General features: G+C 31.3%; 15 protein-coding genes. 6 read left to right on the top strand and 9 right to left on the bottom strand.

What is annotated here, in order from left to right:
* Nucleotides 1-36 precede the first annotated feature (36 nt).
* The 3 genes from aqpZ to BUC09_RS06240 are packed head-to-tail and all read right to left on the bottom strand — an operon-like array spanning nt 37 to nt 2087.
* On the bottom strand, nt 37-744 hold the full coding sequence (gene aqpZ / locus BUC09_RS06250) for an aquaporin Z (protein WP_073309748.1): 708 nt from the start codon (nt 742-744) through the stop codon (nt 37-39).
* 20 nt (nt 745-764) lie between these two features.
* The gene (locus BUC09_RS06245; RefSeq protein WP_073309746.1) at nt 765-1121 is read right to left on the bottom strand and encodes a DoxX family protein; all 357 of its coding nucleotides are present in this window, start codon (nt 1119-1121) and stop codon (nt 765-767) included.
* Nucleotides 1122-1175: 54 nt separating this feature from the next.
* Nucleotides 1176-2087: an EamA family transporter gene (locus BUC09_RS06240; RefSeq protein ID WP_073309745.1), complete on the bottom strand. Its 912-nt coding sequence runs from the start codon at nt 2085-2087 to the stop codon at nt 1176-1178.
* 481 nt (nt 2088-2568) lie between these two features.
* On the opposite strand from BUC09_RS06240, the gene BUC09_RS06235 reads away from it, so the two are divergent.
* The gene (locus BUC09_RS06235) at nt 2569-3111 is read left to right on the top strand and encodes a hypothetical protein (protein ID WP_143161874.1); all 543 of its coding nucleotides are present in this window, start codon (nt 2569-2571) and stop codon (nt 3109-3111) included.
* 203 nt (nt 3112-3314) lie between these two features.
* Nucleotides 3315-4058, top strand: coding sequence for a hypothetical protein (locus BUC09_RS06230; protein ID WP_073309741.1), 744 nt, complete (start codon nt 3315-3317; stop codon nt 4056-4058).
* A 75-nt stretch (nt 4059-4133) separates the two neighbouring features.
* Here the strand turns inward: BUC09_RS06230 and BUC09_RS06225 are convergent, their stop codons facing one another.
* From BUC09_RS06225 to htpG, 5 genes are all read right to left on the bottom strand, one after another.
* Nucleotides 4134-5306 (bottom strand): DUF1501 domain-containing protein, encoded by a 1173-nt coding sequence (locus tag BUC09_RS06225; RefSeq protein WP_073309740.1) that lies wholly within the window; start codon nt 5304-5306, stop codon nt 4134-4136.
* A gap of 9 nt (nt 5307-5315) precedes the next feature.
* Complete coding sequence (locus BUC09_RS06220) at nt 5316-6701, bottom strand: DUF1800 domain-containing protein (RefSeq protein ID WP_073309738.1); 1386 nt, start codon at nt 6699-6701, stop codon at nt 5316-5318.
* 45 nt (nt 6702-6746) lie between these two features.
* Nucleotides 6747-7544, bottom strand: a complete 798-nt coding sequence (locus BUC09_RS06215; protein WP_073309736.1) for a hypothetical protein — start codon at nt 7542-7544, stop codon at nt 6747-6749.
* A 49-nt stretch (nt 7545-7593) separates the two neighbouring features.
* Nucleotides 7594-7998 (bottom strand): DUF2721 domain-containing protein, encoded by a 405-nt coding sequence (locus BUC09_RS06210; RefSeq protein ID WP_073309734.1) that lies wholly within the window; start codon nt 7996-7998, stop codon nt 7594-7596.
* Nucleotides 7999-8098: 100 nt separating this feature from the next.
* On the bottom strand, nt 8099-9985 hold the full coding sequence (gene htpG / locus BUC09_RS06205; RefSeq protein WP_073309732.1) for a molecular chaperone HtpG: 1887 nt from the start codon (nt 9983-9985) through the stop codon (nt 8099-8101).
* Nucleotides 9986-10154: 169 nt separating this feature from the next.
* Between htpG and BUC09_RS06200 the strand changes: the two genes are divergently transcribed.
* From BUC09_RS06200 to BUC09_RS06190, 3 genes are all read left to right on the top strand, one after another.
* The gene (locus tag BUC09_RS06200; RefSeq protein WP_073309730.1) at nt 10155-10646 is read left to right on the top strand and encodes a lipocalin family protein; all 492 of its coding nucleotides are present in this window, start codon (nt 10155-10157) and stop codon (nt 10644-10646) included.
* Between the two features lie 2 nt (nt 10647-10648).
* A complete protein-coding gene (locus BUC09_RS06195) occupies nt 10649-11344 on the top strand; it encodes a YiaD family glycine zipper/OmpA-like lipoprotein (protein WP_073309728.1) in 696 nt (231 codons plus the stop codon).
* An 88-nt stretch (nt 11345-11432) separates the two neighbouring features.
* Complete coding sequence (locus BUC09_RS06190) at nt 11433-12368, top strand: ABC transporter ATP-binding protein (protein WP_073309726.1); 936 nt, start codon at nt 11433-11435, stop codon at nt 12366-12368.
* Nucleotides 12369-12400: 32 nt separating this feature from the next.
* Here the strand turns inward: BUC09_RS06190 and BUC09_RS06185 are convergent, their stop codons facing one another.
* Entirely contained in the window at nt 12401-14815 is a 2415-nt protein-coding gene (locus BUC09_RS06185; RefSeq protein WP_073309724.1) for a S9 family peptidase, read from the bottom strand.
* A 249-nt stretch (nt 14816-15064) separates the two neighbouring features.
* On the opposite strand from BUC09_RS06185, the gene BUC09_RS06180 reads away from it, so the two are divergent.
* Nucleotides 15065-16072 (top strand): 3-oxoacyl-ACP synthase III family protein, encoded by a 1008-nt coding sequence (locus BUC09_RS06180; RefSeq protein ID WP_073309721.1) that lies wholly within the window; start codon nt 15065-15067, stop codon nt 16070-16072.

The following is a 16072-nucleotide window of genomic DNA, read 5'->3' as shown; positions in this document are numbered from 1 at the left end:
ATAACTTTGTCGCCTTATTTTATTAAAATCTGTTAATTAAGCTGCAGCTTTGGTCTCTAAAAATGATTTGTAAATGAAACCTCCAGCGATTGCTCCAGCAATTGGGGCAACCCAAAATAACCATACTTGTAGTAATGGTGTGCCGCCAGCAAAAATAGCCTGTGATAATGAACGAGCTGGATTTACTGATGTATTGGTTACAGGAATACTTACTAAATGAATTAGCACTAATGCTAAACCAATAGCCAATCCAGCAAATTTACCGTTGGCAAATTTATCAGTTGTTCCTAATATGATTAGCAAAAAGAACATTGTTAAAATGAATTCAATAATAAAAGCCGAAACCATCGAATATCCATCAGGAGAAAATGCTCCATATCCGTTAGATGCAAATGCACCTGCTTTTGTGTTGTCGATTGCAAAACCAGCTTTACCAGATAATATTAAGTATAAAAAAACTGCAGCAAGAATTGCTCCGGCACATTGTGCAATAATGTAAGGTGCTAAATCTTTAGAATCAAATCTTCCTCCAGCCCAAAGTCCTAAGGAAACAGCAGGATTAAAATGACCTCCTGAAATGTGTCCCACAGCATACGCCATCGTTACAACAGTTAAACCAAAAGCTAGAGAAACTCCAGCAAAACCTATTCCTAATTCTGGATATCCTGCCGCGAAAAGAGCACTTCCACAGCCGCAAAAAACTAACCAAAAGGTTCCAAAAAATTCTGCAATTAAATTCTTCATAATATTAAAAGTTTAGTTGGTTAACAAGTGTATTGAAAGGCCCAATAAATGAGTAAAAACTGTAATGGCAACCTCAGGATTCTTGCCCATTTGGGTAAACCAAGTGCTGCTTTATCGTTTTGATACATATAAATATTGGCAGGAAATATGGCGATTAATAGTATAATGATTCCCCAAGCAGCATATTGTGATAATTGCGGAATACATAGTGCAATACCTAAAATAATTTCGGCAATACCACTAACTATATTTAAAAGCTTTTGATTAGAAAAGTAAGGAGGGATGATTTTATAGTATAATTTTGGAACTCTAAAATGATTGATTCCTGCTATAATATACAATAAAGCCATTGCATATAAATGCCAAGGTAAACCCATAAGCTGTAGTTTTCTTACGAATTTACCTAAAAAAGTCTTACAAAGTTTAAAAAATTATTTTTTTCCGAACTGAATGTTCATAATCACAATGGCAAAAATGATTAAAACTATACCAATCCATTGTGTGAAAACAACTTGTTCTCCCAAAATTAAAAAGGCCATAGATACAGAAACCGGTAGCTCTAACGAAGAAACAATACTTCCTAAGCCAATTCCCGTATGAGGAAATCCTGCATTCATTAACATAGGAGGAATAACAGTTCCAAAAATCGCTAATAACACTCCCCATTTCATGAAAATATCATAGTTGAATGGAGTTGTTTGTGTGTAAAATGCAAAAATGAAAACTACAAAAGCACCACCTAAAAGCATGTATAAACTTCTTTGTGCAGATGAGATATGTGTAGCCACTTTATTAGCTGTAAACATAGTTGTTGTGAATGAAGCTGCTGCTAATAATCCTAAAACTACACCACGCCAGTCTAACGTAATTGTATTTTGGATAAGGTTTGTAGCTAATGCTGTTCCTGCTAGAACAATTATAACCGCAATAATTTTGATAGTTGAAGGTCTTTTTTTCTCTAAAATCCATTCTAATAAAACACCCATCCAAACAGTTTGCATTAGTAATACAATACCAATTGAAACAGGGATGTATTTAACGGCCAAATAGTAAAAAATACTCGTCAAACCTGTTGATGTACCTGCAATCATTAATTGAGTAATGTCTTTTTTATTGGCTTTTACTACTTCTGATTTCTTTTTTGCTTTTTGAAAAGCATTAATTAATAGAATTACAAAAATTCCTATAATAAATTGTGATGTAATAACTTCTGCTGGTGTAAATGGTAAACCAGTCATTCCTTTATCATGATAAGCAAGCTTTACAAAAGTTGCTAACATACCGTAACTTGTGGCTCCTAGACCCACTAATAAAACCCCTTTTAATACATTGTTATTCGCCATCGTTTCATTTTTAAAAAGCTGGCAAATATAATGCATAGTTATGAGTTATAAGTTATAAGTTATGATTTTTTTCTTGTGTAGTACTGTTGAAAATATTTTACTCGGCTTTACTCGGCTTATGTACGGCTTTGATACGGAGTATATTCGAAGTAAGGATTGAGGAAAGGGATGGGAAATATAGGTTAATTTCTGTAGTTTTTTAATTAGATTTGGCTTTGATATAGCTCATGGATTGTAAATCTGCGCTATCGAGTTATACAGCAGAGCAAGATAACTAACTAATATTATGAATAAGTACTTATTAATATTTTTACTTTTAAACTCATTGGTTTATTCGCAAAGAAAACTTCAGTTTGTAATAAAAGAATTTCATAAAATTGAAAATTTTGGAAACTCTAATATTTTAGACTCAAATATTAAAATTTTCAGGTTAGGCATAGACTCTCTATCAAATTTTGAGTGTAAAAAAAATTTTAAATTATTGTCTAGTGATAACAATGAATCCGTTTTTAGCACCTATAAAATAAGCAGTTATAAAAATTATGCTTTTTATTGCTTTCACAATACTAATTCTATTAATTTACAAATTGATTTATGCATATCAAACTCAATTTCCAAATATTTAATTTACAATACGGAAAGTAATAATTTATTTTATTTTCAAACTGCTGAAGCTGGTACAGTTTGCAAAAAAAATAATTCAGAATTAGAATTTACTCCAAATTTTTCATCCGATATTAAAAAAATATATAAAATAAATAATTGGTTTTTACCTTTAAGTAGTATTGAATATATGTTTGTTGAAAACTCAAATTTTAAATATAAAATATCAACCTACAAAACTGAAAATAAAAAAATAACTAAAACAAGCAAAATAATTATTTTACCCTACAATAATTTAGAAAGCATTCCTTTAAAAAAAATTGAAAATTTATTAAATCAAAATATGAAAGATACTTTTATTGATGATTGTAAAGACACTTTATGTAATTCTGTTATTTCTAAATATTTGCCACTACCTTAAAACATGGTAACGCTGAAATGTTTCTCCTCTGCTGGGCAAAGTTTCCTGACTTTGCCCAGCAGGGTAATTTTTGTTGTTTTTTAATTAGATTTGACTTTGATATAGAGCACGGATTGCAAATCCTGTTATCGGGGATTATTGAAGTATATTAAAATAACATAAAGAATTTAATTTTATACATAATATTACAAGTTGCTGTTCCTGTGTTTTCACAAACCAGTTTAACAACAATATTTCAAGGCCAAAAAGTAATCAATGGTGAAGTAAAAATTCATATTTCTAATAAAAACAGACAAAAATATTGTATTGGAGAGAGTAATTTAAAAAATACTTCTCGCTCAAAAATAATAGACTTATATTCAAAGAATAATAAAAAGCTTAATATTTGTTTAATCCCACTATATTCTGTAAATGAGTTTGATGTCTATATTTTTTTACCGAACTTTATGATAATTGAGGGTTTTAATAAAGTAAAAAAATCCAAAATGAATGTTTCTAGCCCAGGTTCTATTGAATCATTTTTAATTTATGATAGAATTAATAACCATCTCATGTATATTAGCTCTGGTATGGTGGCTGGTTCAATCAATTTTTCTAAAAAAAATTTAATGACAATAAATTTTGGGTTTGATGATTTGATCTCAGAAGTTATAAAATTAGATGAGAATTTTCAACCTATTAGTTCTTTTAAAACTTATTTAAATAAAGATAATAACAAGACATTTTCTTATTTATCAAATTATTATCTTATTAATACAGAGTATAAGGTAAAAAATAAATTAATTGATTCTAAGGAAGGATTTGATTTGATTTTTGAAATACCAGTATTAAAAATTGAATCTCTTCTTAATATGAAACTTGTTAATCCTGATAATGAAAATTTAGCTTGCAAAAATTTAATTTGTTATCCAAGAATATCAAGTTGGATTTTTTCTAAAACAAATTAAACCTAGATAAAGAGGATTTACAGACCATACTGACAAAAAAAGCTACAAACTATAACCTTAAAATTTGTAATTTATTTAAAAAATTGTTGTCAATGGAGTATTGTTAATGCCAATTTTAGAATAATCGAAATTCAGTTTTTGTTTCAATAATGTAGCGTAAACACTTCTAAAATCGGTTTCAAATTTTAAATCTCCATTATCAAGATTTGTTAAGTCAGGATTTTTACCAATGATTTTTCCTTTATTGCTTCCGCCAATGATAAAAAGTGGAGCAGCAGTTCCGTGATCAGTTCCGTTTCCATTGTCTTTTACTCGACGACCAAATTCAGAAAATACGACTATGGTTACATTTTGTAATAGTTTTGCATTTTTCAAGTCGGTATAAAAACTAAAGATAGCATCGTTCAATTCTGTTAGTTTGTTTTTGTGAATTGCTAATTGATTATCGTGTGTATCAAATCCTCCCAAAGAAGTGTAATATACCTTTGAGTTCAAATTTCCTTTAATAAGTCGGGCAATCCACTCTAAGTTTTTAGAAAAGTTGGTTTTAGGATAACTATTTTCTGAGGTTGATTTTGCTAAAGCTTTCTGGATATCTTCTGCACCTTCAGTGGCAGAATTAGCTATTTTTCGAACAAAATCGAGTTGTGGGTTGTTTGATAGTTTTGCAGTTTCATCTGTTTCGGTTTTTGGTTTAAAGCGATTAGGATCCTTTACAGTAATCGCATTGGGCTCATTACCTTTTAGTGCTAAATTGTCAATATTGTCTATGTTTATACCTGCTGTGGGAGTATGTTCTTTACATTGTAAGTCTAAATAGCGTCCTAACCATCCTTCATTAATATATTGATTTGATGCAGAAGCCGTTTGCCAAATTTCTTGACTGCGAAAATGAGATCGATTAGGTTCAGGATAGCCTACGTTTTGAATTACGGTTAAATCACCATTTTGTTGAATTTGTGCAAAATCTTTGAGAGCAGGATGAAAAGCCATACCATTATTTTTTGAAACTACATCGTCTTTTGATAAGGCAATTTTTGGTCTGTTATAATAGTAATTTGGATCATCAAATGGGACAAATGTGTTCAATCCATCATTTCCGCCGTTAAGTTGAATAAATACAAGGCATTGTTCTTCTGTTAATAAGCCTGAATTATTTTGTGAGCCAAAAGCATATAAAAAATCAGGTAGAACCAGCATCCCGCCAGTAAATGTTCCTGATAATGATAAAAATTGTCTTCTGTTCATGGTTTCAAATTAAATTAGTTGAAATTCAGGTACTTTAGTTATTGCATTAAATAATCGTAAAACTGCATGATTGGCATTTTGAGAATCAGGGTTAAAGTCGTATTTTAAAATAGCTTCAAAATCTTTCTGATTGGTTTCATCAACTAAAAAAAGCAATCTGTCAGTTAGATCTTTTATAATATTTTTGTTGGTATCTCCTTTCCAATTTAGCTGAGGTTGGAAATTGATGGAAATTGCATCATCGTTCATTTCTTCTTTTAGAACATTTCTTCTAAAAGGTTTGCCATCACATAGCAAATCAGTCACATTGTTGCGTTGAAGATATATTTGAGATGTTAACCAAGATTTTCCACCTTCCCAACCTTTGACATTCGGTTGGTTGAATAAATCCATTCCTTGATCTCTTAAAAACAAAACTAAAATTCTTTTGTTTGGAATTTTTATTTCGAGCTCACTCGTAAGTTGAATAATGTATTCTAACGGATTTTTAATTTTTGACCCAGCATTGTTTTTAGCATATTCTTCTGTGAAAATTTTAGTTAGCAGTGGTTTAATTTCAAAATTAACACTACGAAAATAATCGCCATAATGCTTTACTAAATCCTCGTTTGGTTCATCGTATATAAACCATTTCAAAATTTTTCTAGTAAGAAAATAAGGGATGTTTTTTTGTTCAAAAATGATATCAACTAAATCATCAACCTTAAAATTACCCGTTTTACTTAGATACGTAATAGTGTCATTATCTTCAAATAAAGGTCTGTAAAAGGCTTCTTTTTGACCAATTCCTAATCCAGCTAAGGCTTTTGCACCATTTTTAATGTCATTTTCAGTGTAGTTTCCAATTCCAAGTGTGAAAAGCTCAAGTAATTCTCTGCTTAAATTTTCGTTTATATTTCCCTTTTTATTGTCAACATTATCAAGATAACGAACCATTGCATTGCTATAGAGTACCTTTTTAGTTAAGTCTTTAAAATTTCCAAAAGCATTTTCACGAAGCAACTGATTGTATTCGAAAATCCAATAATTCACTTTCACCTTTTGAAACGTTGAAACAAAATGGTTGTGCCAAAAGCAGGTCATTTTTTCACGAAGTGGATGTTTCTCACTCATCATTTTTTCAATCCACCAAGCTTTCATTTCATTTGAAATTTTAGCTTCTTTCACAATCATTTGCTTTGCCAACTCTTTATTTTCAGAATCTTTCAATGTTTTTCTTCTGTCTCTAAGTTCTGCTAAGCTTTTAGGGCTTTCGTTAAGAAAAGTAGGGATACTATAATCTACTTTTGATTGAAAAGAAAGATGTAAAAACTTTTCTAAGCCTAATTCTTCAATTAGTTGACTTTGCTTATTAGAAAATCCTAAGCGTAACGACCAAAGTGATGATTTATTCATAACAAGCGTTTTTGTGATGAGTTCTTATTGGATTGATTGAAAAAATTATTTTCTTCTAGAATGGTGAACCGCTTTAACTCTTCCGGCTCTTCCTTTATGAACTACTGTAGTTCCTCTTCTGTTTTTAACTAGTGTTGTTGATGAATGTCTTCGAGGTGCGTATGATTTGTGTACAACTACACGACGTGTTGGTGTTCTATGAATGTGAGTTTTGTGCACATGACAACGAGTAACAAAAACTGTATGGCGAATAGGCCTCCAAGGTTTCCACCATCGTGGATACATAGCCCAACGGAAAGGAGAAATCCATACTCTGTAACCAGGAGCATAAATAAATCTTATACTTGGCCAAAACCAAACATTTACTACAATTCTTGTTGTAATTAATTCGGGTATGGCTGGCCCATTTTTCCCTGAATCCATCTTTTCATTAACATCAAATGGTTCAGCAATTGTATTTTCTGCATACAAATCTTCATCACCAAAAATTTGAAGTTGCGCTTCTTCATTCCCAGTTTTTTCGATTACGATTGTAGCTACATCTTGTTTTTCTTTTTCATTTAACAAAGCAGATAAAACTAAAACGTGCTTGTTTTCTTCTACAATATCTTCTACAGTAACATAATCTGTTTCTCCATCATCGTTTAAATCAAGATTATTTACATCATTACTTTCTTTATTAATTAAAGTTTCAAATTCCTCTATAGAATTAGCTTTTTTAAGCATAGAAAGTGCTCCTTCAAGGCTGAAGTTTTCCCCTGAATATTCGGGAGTATCGTTTTGTTGAGCAAAAGATGTTGTTATTCCTAAAATAAGAAGAGCGGAGACAAAATAATTTTTCATAGTCTGTATTTTTTAGTTTACCAATAAGACCATGAGAACTTGATAAGGTTTAATCTTTTTTAGAAAATTCTTCTAAATCACTCAAATGAACTCTAAGTGCATTAACCGAAATACTTATTTCCCAAAAAGAAATTCCTAGAGAAATTAATAAGCATAGCATACTTAAACCAAAAAGATAAATAGCAATGCTTTGCATATCAATAAAAAGTAAAAGCATGGCAAAAACCGATAAAAAAAGACAAAGAACTCCCATAAGTTGCATGAAACGAATTAGGGTTAATCGTTTGTTCAAGTTTTTAATTTCTAGAAGGATTGATTTGTTATGATCTTCTTGATAGTTCTTTTTTAAACTGCGAATGATTTGTGCAATGGTTAAAAATCGATTAGTGTAAGCTAAAAGTATTAATGAGGTTGCAGAAAATAGCAATGCAGGGGTTTCTATAGATAGTGTCATGTTGTTGTATTTACTGTCAAAGTTCGGAAATAGTATTTGATTATTTATAAAAAGAAAAAACCTGCAAATTAACTTGCAGGTTTTTTTATTTGTAGAATTCTTATTTAAGGGTTTCAAAACCTCTTTTTACAAAGGCTGTAAGCTCTTCTCCTTTAAGTAAACCTTGAGAGAGTTTAGCTAAATCGAGTGCTTGTTTTACCAAATGCTCTTGAGTTGATTTATCTTCTGTTTTTAGAATTGCTGAAGCTAATTCTGAATTTGAGTTAACAATCAAATTGTACATTTCTGGGAAATTACCCATACCAAACATTCCGCCCCCACTGCTTGCGCTCATTTCTTTCATTCTGCGCATAAATTCAGGTTGTGTGATAATAAAAGGAGCAGCATTACTTTCCATGGCTTCAAGTTGTACAGTATAGGTTTCTTTTGGTACAATTCCTTCCAACGAAGTTTTTAGTTTTTCTTTTTCTTCATCAGAAAGTTTAGAAATTTGAGTTTCTTCTTTTGCAATTAATTTATCAATATGATCAGCATCTACACGAACAAAAGTAAGGTTCTCATTGTCTGCCTCTAATTTTTGAATTAAGTGAGATACAATTGGTGAATCTAAAAGCAATACTTGATAACCTTTATCCTTTGCGATATCTATATAACTGTGTTGTGCTTCTTTATTTGAAGCATATAAAACTACTAATTTTCCGTTTTTGTCAGTTTGATTAGGGCTTATAGCTTCTTTTAATTCGTCAAGAGTAAAGTATTTATCTTCAGTTGTTGGATATAAAACAAACGAACCAGCTTTTTCATAAAATTTAGGTTCAGATAACATACCGTATTCTAAAACAATTTTAATGTCATTCCATTTTTGTTCAAAATCGACTCTATTTTCTGTGAAAAGAGATTTTAATTTGTCGGATACTTTTCTAGTGATGTAATTTGAAATTTTCTTAACGTTTCCATCAGCTTGAAGATATGAACGAGATACGTTTAGAGGAATGTCTGGCGAATCAACCACACCCTTTAACATCATTAAAAACTCAGGTACAATTCCTTCAACATTGTCAGTTACATACACCTGATTTTGATATAATGAAATTTTGTCTTTTTGAATTTGAATATTATCTCCCAACTTAGGAAAATATAAAATTCCAGTTAAATTAAAAGGATAATCCACATTAAGATGAATATTGAACAAAGGTTCATCAAAATTCATTGGATATAATTCTCTGTAGAAGTTTTTATAATCTTCATCGTTTAAATCTGCTGGTTGTTTAGTCCAAGCAGGATTTGGATTGTTGATGATGTTGTCAACTTCTTTGTACTCTGTTTTGTAATCTTCAGGAGCATTTTCTGGTTTAGGTAATGCTTCTTGTTTTGTTCCAAATTTAATGGGAACAGGCATGAATTTATTATACTTAGTTAATAATTCACGAATCTTGAAATCTTCAAGGAATTCTAATGAATCATCTGCGATATGAAGAATAATTTCAGTTCCTCTTTCTGTTTTTGAATGAGGTTCTAAAGTAAATTCTGGGCTACCATCACATGTCCAGTGTGTAGCAGGTTCATCTTTAAAAGACTTAGTAATGATTTCAACTTTATTAGCTACCATAAAAGCTGAGTAAAAACCTAAACCAAAATGACCAATGATTCCTGAATCTTTGGCAGAATCTTTATATTTTTCTAAAAATTCCTCGGCACCAGAAAAAGCAACTTGATTAATGTACTTTTCAACTTCATCAGCAGTCATTCCTAAGCCTTGATCTAGAATGTGTAGTTTTTTACCTTCTTTGTCAATTTTAATTTCAATTATTGGATTGCCAAATTCTACTTTGGCTTCGCCAATATTTGTTAAGTGTTTTAATTTAAGTGTTGCATCTGTTGCATTTGAAACTAATTCACGAAGAAAAATTTCATGATCGCTATATAAAAACTTCTTGATTAAAGGGAATATGTTTTCTACTGAAACATTAATTTTTCCTGTTGTCATAAGAATAGATTTAAAAATTATTAAATAGCGACTGTCAAATTAAATACCACTTTTTAAAAAGTGACAAAATGACGTAGTAGAAATAGTATAAAAATCGGCTGAAATTGTGTAAATTTGATCTCTACTTTTAGTTGTAGTTTTGAATATTCATACATTAAAAACAAATCATATGAGAAGACTAGCATTATTTTTATGTCTAATTGGACTAGTATTATCCTGTAAACCAAAACAAACGACTGTCGCTTCTACAACAGTTGATAGAAGATCACAAGTTGCTATAAAAGGAAATTGGACCATTACATCTGTTTCTTTTCCTGGTTCAGAATATTTTAAAGTAACTTCTTTTGATATTGCTGATTCAAAATGTTTCGAAGGAAGTAACTGGCAGTTTGTTTCTAATAATGACTCTGGTACTATGGAAATAACTAAAGGGAACTGTCCTCAATTTTCTTCAAAAATAAAATGGTACGTAAACAAAGACCAACAATTTGTGCTCAAGTTTCTTGATGCTGGTGAAAAAGCAAAAAAAGAAAGAGATGGTTATATTTTACTATTGTCCAATCAAACACAAGAGTCTTTTCAGTTAATTGATAAAATTGATGTTGGTGGTAAATTAACCAGTGTGGTGTATCAATTCAAAAAAAATAACGTAACTAAATAATTATGAAAAAGTCTATTATATACACATTATCCTTTTCATTCATTTTTGGAATGACATTGTCGAGTTGTGAGTCTGTAAAAAATGCTAATAATACGCAAAAAGGAGCGGTAATTGGTGCTGTTGGGGGAGCTGTACTTGGTGGAGTTTTAGGAAACAATATAGGTAAAGGAGGAAACGGAGCTTTAGGTGCTGTAATTGGGGGTGTAGTTGGAGGAGTTGCCGGAGGTTTAATTGGTAATAAAATGGATCGTCAAGCGCGTAGTATAAGCGAATCATTACCTGGAGCAAAAGTGGAAAGAGTAGGGGAAGGAATTAAATTGACTTTAGGTGAAAACTCGGTTAATTTTGATTTTAATAAAGCTACTTTAACTACTAAAGCAAAGGGGAATTTAGATAAATTGGTACCTGTTTTTAAAGAATATCCAGATACAAACATTGAAATATTTGGACATACAGATAGCAAAGGTGCTGATGATTACAACATGAGTTTGTCAAAACAAAGAGCAGAATCGGTTAAAAATTATTTAATCAGCAAAGGATTGGTATCATCTCGTTTTAAAATTGTAGGAATGGGAGAGACTGAACCAATAGCAAGTAATGACACAGATGCTGGGCGTGGAGAAAATCGTCGTGTGGAATTTGCTATTACTGCCAATGATAAAATGATTCAAGATGCTAAAAAAGAAGCAGGACAATAATTTTTAAAATAAATTGTTGAAAAAGCTGTCCGTTGTGACAGCTTTTTTATTGGTAATCTCACTATTTTTGTGCTCCTAATTTTAAATAATGCTTCAGGTAAATAACATATCGTTTGGCTATACAGATAAAACCATTATCAAGTCAATTAATTTTGAAATCCAAAAAGGGCAAAATATTGCCGTTATTGGAGAAAGCGGTTGCGGAAAAAGTACACTGCTTAAATTAATTTACGGATTACACGATTTAGGTGCAGGGAAAATTTTTTGGAATGATACTGAAGTATTGGGACCAAAGTATAACTTGGTACCAGGGATGCCATTTATGAAATACATGGCTCAAGATTTTGGGTTAATGCCTTACGAAACTGTTGCCGAAAGTGTTGGAAAATTTTTATCAAATCAATTATTGGCTATAAAACGTTTGCGCATTCAAGAGTTATTAGAGATTGTTGAAATGGGTGAATACTCTCGAGTGAGAATTAATGAATTGAGTGGTGGTCAACAACAAAGAGTGGCTCTAGCTAGAGTTTTGGCTTTAGAGCCAGAAGTTTTAATGCTGGATGAACCTTTTAGTCACATCGACAATTTTAGAAAAAATGCTTTGCGTAGAAATCTTTTTGCTTATTTGAAAGCAAGAGGAATTACAGTAATTGTAGCAACCCATGACAGTACAGATGCATTATCGTTTGCTGATGAAACTATAGTTTTGAAAGATGGAGAAGTAGTTTGTAAAGCGCCTTCTATGAAAATTTATCAGAACCCCAAAAATAAGTATGTAGCTTCTTTATTTGGAGAGGTTAATGAATTAATAGTGAATAAAAATGCAATTTCTGAAACGATTTTGGTATACCCACATCAGTTAAAAGTAGCTGAGGAAGGATTGCTTAGAGTAACGGTGAAACAAAACTATTTTAAAGGGAGTCACTATCTTGTAAAAGCGGCTTTTAATGGAAAACCTTTGTTTTTTGAGCATTCAACTCCTTTGGAACTCCAATTAGACGTAAACTTAAATGTTGTTAAATAAAAAAGGCTCCCTTAAAGGAGCCTTTTTATTTATTAGTTTTTAAGATATTTCTCTAAAAATTGATCTTGTTCCCATAATAAATGGAAGATGTTTTCTTTAGCTGCATATCCATGAGATTCTTTAGGTAAAAGAACCATTCTAACAGGAGCGCCTAAACCTTTTAAAGCTTGGAAATAACGCTCTGTTTGTAAAGTAAAAGTGCCTGGATTATTATCGGCGTCACCATGAACCAAAAGTAATGGAGTCTTCATCTTTTCAGCATTCATAAACGGTGACATTTCATTGTACACTTTTTGTGCTTCCCAATAGTTACGTTGTTCACTTTGGAAACCAAATGGAGTCAATGTACGATTGTAAGCACCACTACGAGCAATACCACAAGCAAATAAGTTTGAATGTGTCAATAAGTTTGCTGTCATAAAAGCACCGTATGAATGTCCGCCAACAGCCACTTTTTTAGGGTTTATGTATCCTAATTGATCCACAGCATTGATAGCTGCTTCACCATTTGCAACAAGCTGAGTGATAAAAGTATCATTAGGTTCAGTAGTTCCTTCTCCAATAATTGGAAATGATGCATCATCTAAAACGGCATAACCTTTAGTTACCCAGTAAATAAATGAACCATAGTTAGGGAAAGTAAATTCATTAGGATTTTTATTGTTTTGACCAGCCGAATTCTTGTCTTTAAACTCTTCTGGATAAGCCCAAATCAATAAAGGAAGTTTTTCTTTTTTTGCAATTCTATCATAACCAGCTGGCAAATATAAAGTTCCTGTAAGCTCTACTCCGTCTTTGCGCTTGTACTTAATTACTTCTTTGTATACATTTTTTATGCTTTCAAAAGGATTTTTAAAACCAGTAATAGGTGTTGTTTTATCTTTAGATTTTATATTTCTAAAGTAATAGTTAGGAAATTCTGTTTTTGATTGAATTAAAACTAAAACATCTCCTTTTTTAAAATCTTCAATAGATAAAATATCCTCTTTTTTATCTTTATAATTGCTTTGGTACAAACGTTTAGTTTTTAAAGAGCCTAAGTTAAACTCGTCAACAAAAGGGAATTGCCCTTCTTTAGTAAAACCATCACCAATTAAATAAAGGTTGTTGTTTTCAATAGCTAAAACATTTCTTCCAAATTGATTTTTTTTGGTTTCAAAGTTTCCTGGGTCTGAATAAATGTCTTGCTGATTTCTATCTGAAATAACTTTTGGAGTTTCTGCTTGGTTTGAAGGGTTAAATAAATACGTTTTAGTATTTCTTGTGTCGTACCAATTATCATAGGCAATAGCAGTTGTGTTGTTTCCCCAAATTATTCCCCCAAATCGTTGAGGTGTTTTTAGTAACGAAATTGGATTTGAATTAAATGGTGCTTTCCAAACAAATAATTCGTCTCTAAAATCAACTTTGTTAGCGGGGTCACCTTCATCAAGGGCTTCTACATATGATAGCGTTGTAGGCTCATCATTACGCCATGAAATATTTCTTTTGCCTTTTTTTACTGCCATAAATCCTTTAGGCATTATTTCAGTCAAAGGTGACTCATTAATTACTTTGACAAGATTTCCATTGCTATCAAACACTTCGGTTGTAATAGGAAAACGACTTAATGGGACAATGTAAGAGAAAGGTCTTTTTAGAGTATTTACTAGCAATAGGCTACCGTCAGGTGAAAAAGATTCGCTAATATATAAATCTGCGTTCTTGAATAGTTTTGATGAACCATCTAGGTTAATGGTGTAGTATTCAGAAGTTACTAAATTTTCAAAATTAGCTTCATCTGTAGGGCTTTTTAATAAATCTTGGTAGGTTCTATTTTGAGAAACTTTTCCATCTGAAGTTGAAACGGTAGGTCCTTTAGGTAATTCTTTTTTGCTATCAATTAGATTTTTTCTGTTTTTAGCTAATTGTCTCACTAGTATACTATTGCTGTTGGCGTACCAATTAATAGGTGAACCTGTATTAGCATTTAGAATCCCTTCTGTTAGTTTTTTTGCAGAAGCACTTTGTACATCAATAACCCAAAGTTCAACACCAGTACTAGTTGTATTTGTAAAAGCAATTTTTGTTTCATCTGGTGACCAATTCAAGTATGCAATTCTTGCATTTTGAGGTAAGCCAGAAACTTGCGTTTCTGTTTTGTCTTTAATTTTTCTTATTTTAAGATTGTTGCTGTAAGTTATTGAACTTGAAATGTTGGTGATAGGATTAATACGCAATCCTCCTAAGCGCATTTCTTCTTGGCTTAAATCTTCAAGAGTTTTATAGGTGTTGCGATATGTTAATAGCATATACTCCTTTTTTGTGTCCATGCTAACAGATGGTGCTCTTTCGTAATCAGCAAGAGTAAGAATTGTAGCTGATGGCTTTTGGTATTCCAAATTTTCTTGTGAAATACCGCTTTGATAAAATATAGCAAAGCAAATAGTAAAAAATAGTTTTCTCATTTTTATTTTTAGTTTCTCAGTATAAAATTAAAGGATGAAGATTATAAATAAATAATTCTCATAATTTTTTTAAATTATTTTAACAATTAGTGGTTTAAACTGTCTTTCTGTTACATGTAATTTGTTTAAGTTTTTATATATTTATAATTAATTATAAAATTGTCAATTAAGAAAAAAATGCTAATTTGTATTGTTAATTTTTGCGGTAAACGTAAATTTGCAAACTGATTTTTAACTAAAATATAAAATATGTTTCATTCTAAAATTACAGGTTTAGGATATTATGTGCCTGATAACGTGGTTACAAACGATGATTTGTCTAAAATAATGGACACTAATGACGAGTGGATTCAGGAACGTACAGGAATAAAAAGAAGAAGACACGTAAATAGCCTAGAAGATACTACAACTTCAATGGGAGTTAAAGCTGCCAAAATAGCTATCGAAAGGGCAAAAATTAATAAAGACGATATAGATTTTATCATTTTTGCGACTTTAAGTCCAGATTATTATTTTCCAGGACCAGGCGTTTTAGTACAACGTGATTTAGGATTAAGAACCGTTGGAGCTTTAGATGTTCGTAATCAATGTTCGGGATTTGTTTATGCAATATCTATTGCTGATCAATACATCAAAACTGGAATGTATAAAAATATTTTAGTTATAGGTTCTGAAGTGCATTCTCGAGGTTTAGATTTTACTACACGTGGTCGTGGGGTTTCGGTGATTTTTGGAGATGGAGCAGGAGCTGCAATTCTTTCTAGGGAAGAAGATTTAACTAAAGGAATTTTATCTACCCATTTACATTCTGAAGGACAACATGCTGAAGAGTTGTCTTTGATTGCTCCAGGTATGGGCAAAAGATGGGTTACAGATATTATTGCAGATAACAATCCTGATGATGAAAGTTATTACCCTTATATGAACGGACAATTTGTGTTTAAAAATGCTGTAGTTCGTTTTAGTGAAGTAATCATGGAAGGGTTAAAAACAAACAACCTAGAGGTTTCGGATATAGATATGTTAATTCCACATCAGGCCAACTTACGTATTTCTCAATTTATTCAGCAAAAATTTCAATTAACTGATGATAAAGTATATAATAACATCATGGAATATGGAAATACAACTGCTGCTTCAATTCCAATCGCTTTAACAGAAGCTTGGGAGCAAGGAAAAATTAAAGAAGGAGACACCGTTGTATTAGCTGCTTTTGGTTCAGGTTTTACTTGGGGTAGTGTTATTATTAAGTGGTAA

Source organism: Flavobacterium terrae (assembly GCF_900142035.1).
GTDB lineage: Bacteria > Bacteroidota > Bacteroidia > Flavobacteriales > Flavobacteriaceae > Flavobacterium > Flavobacterium terrae.
The sequence above is the reverse complement of the archived record's forward strand: the minus strand, read 5'-3'. Positions and strand labels throughout refer to the sequence as shown.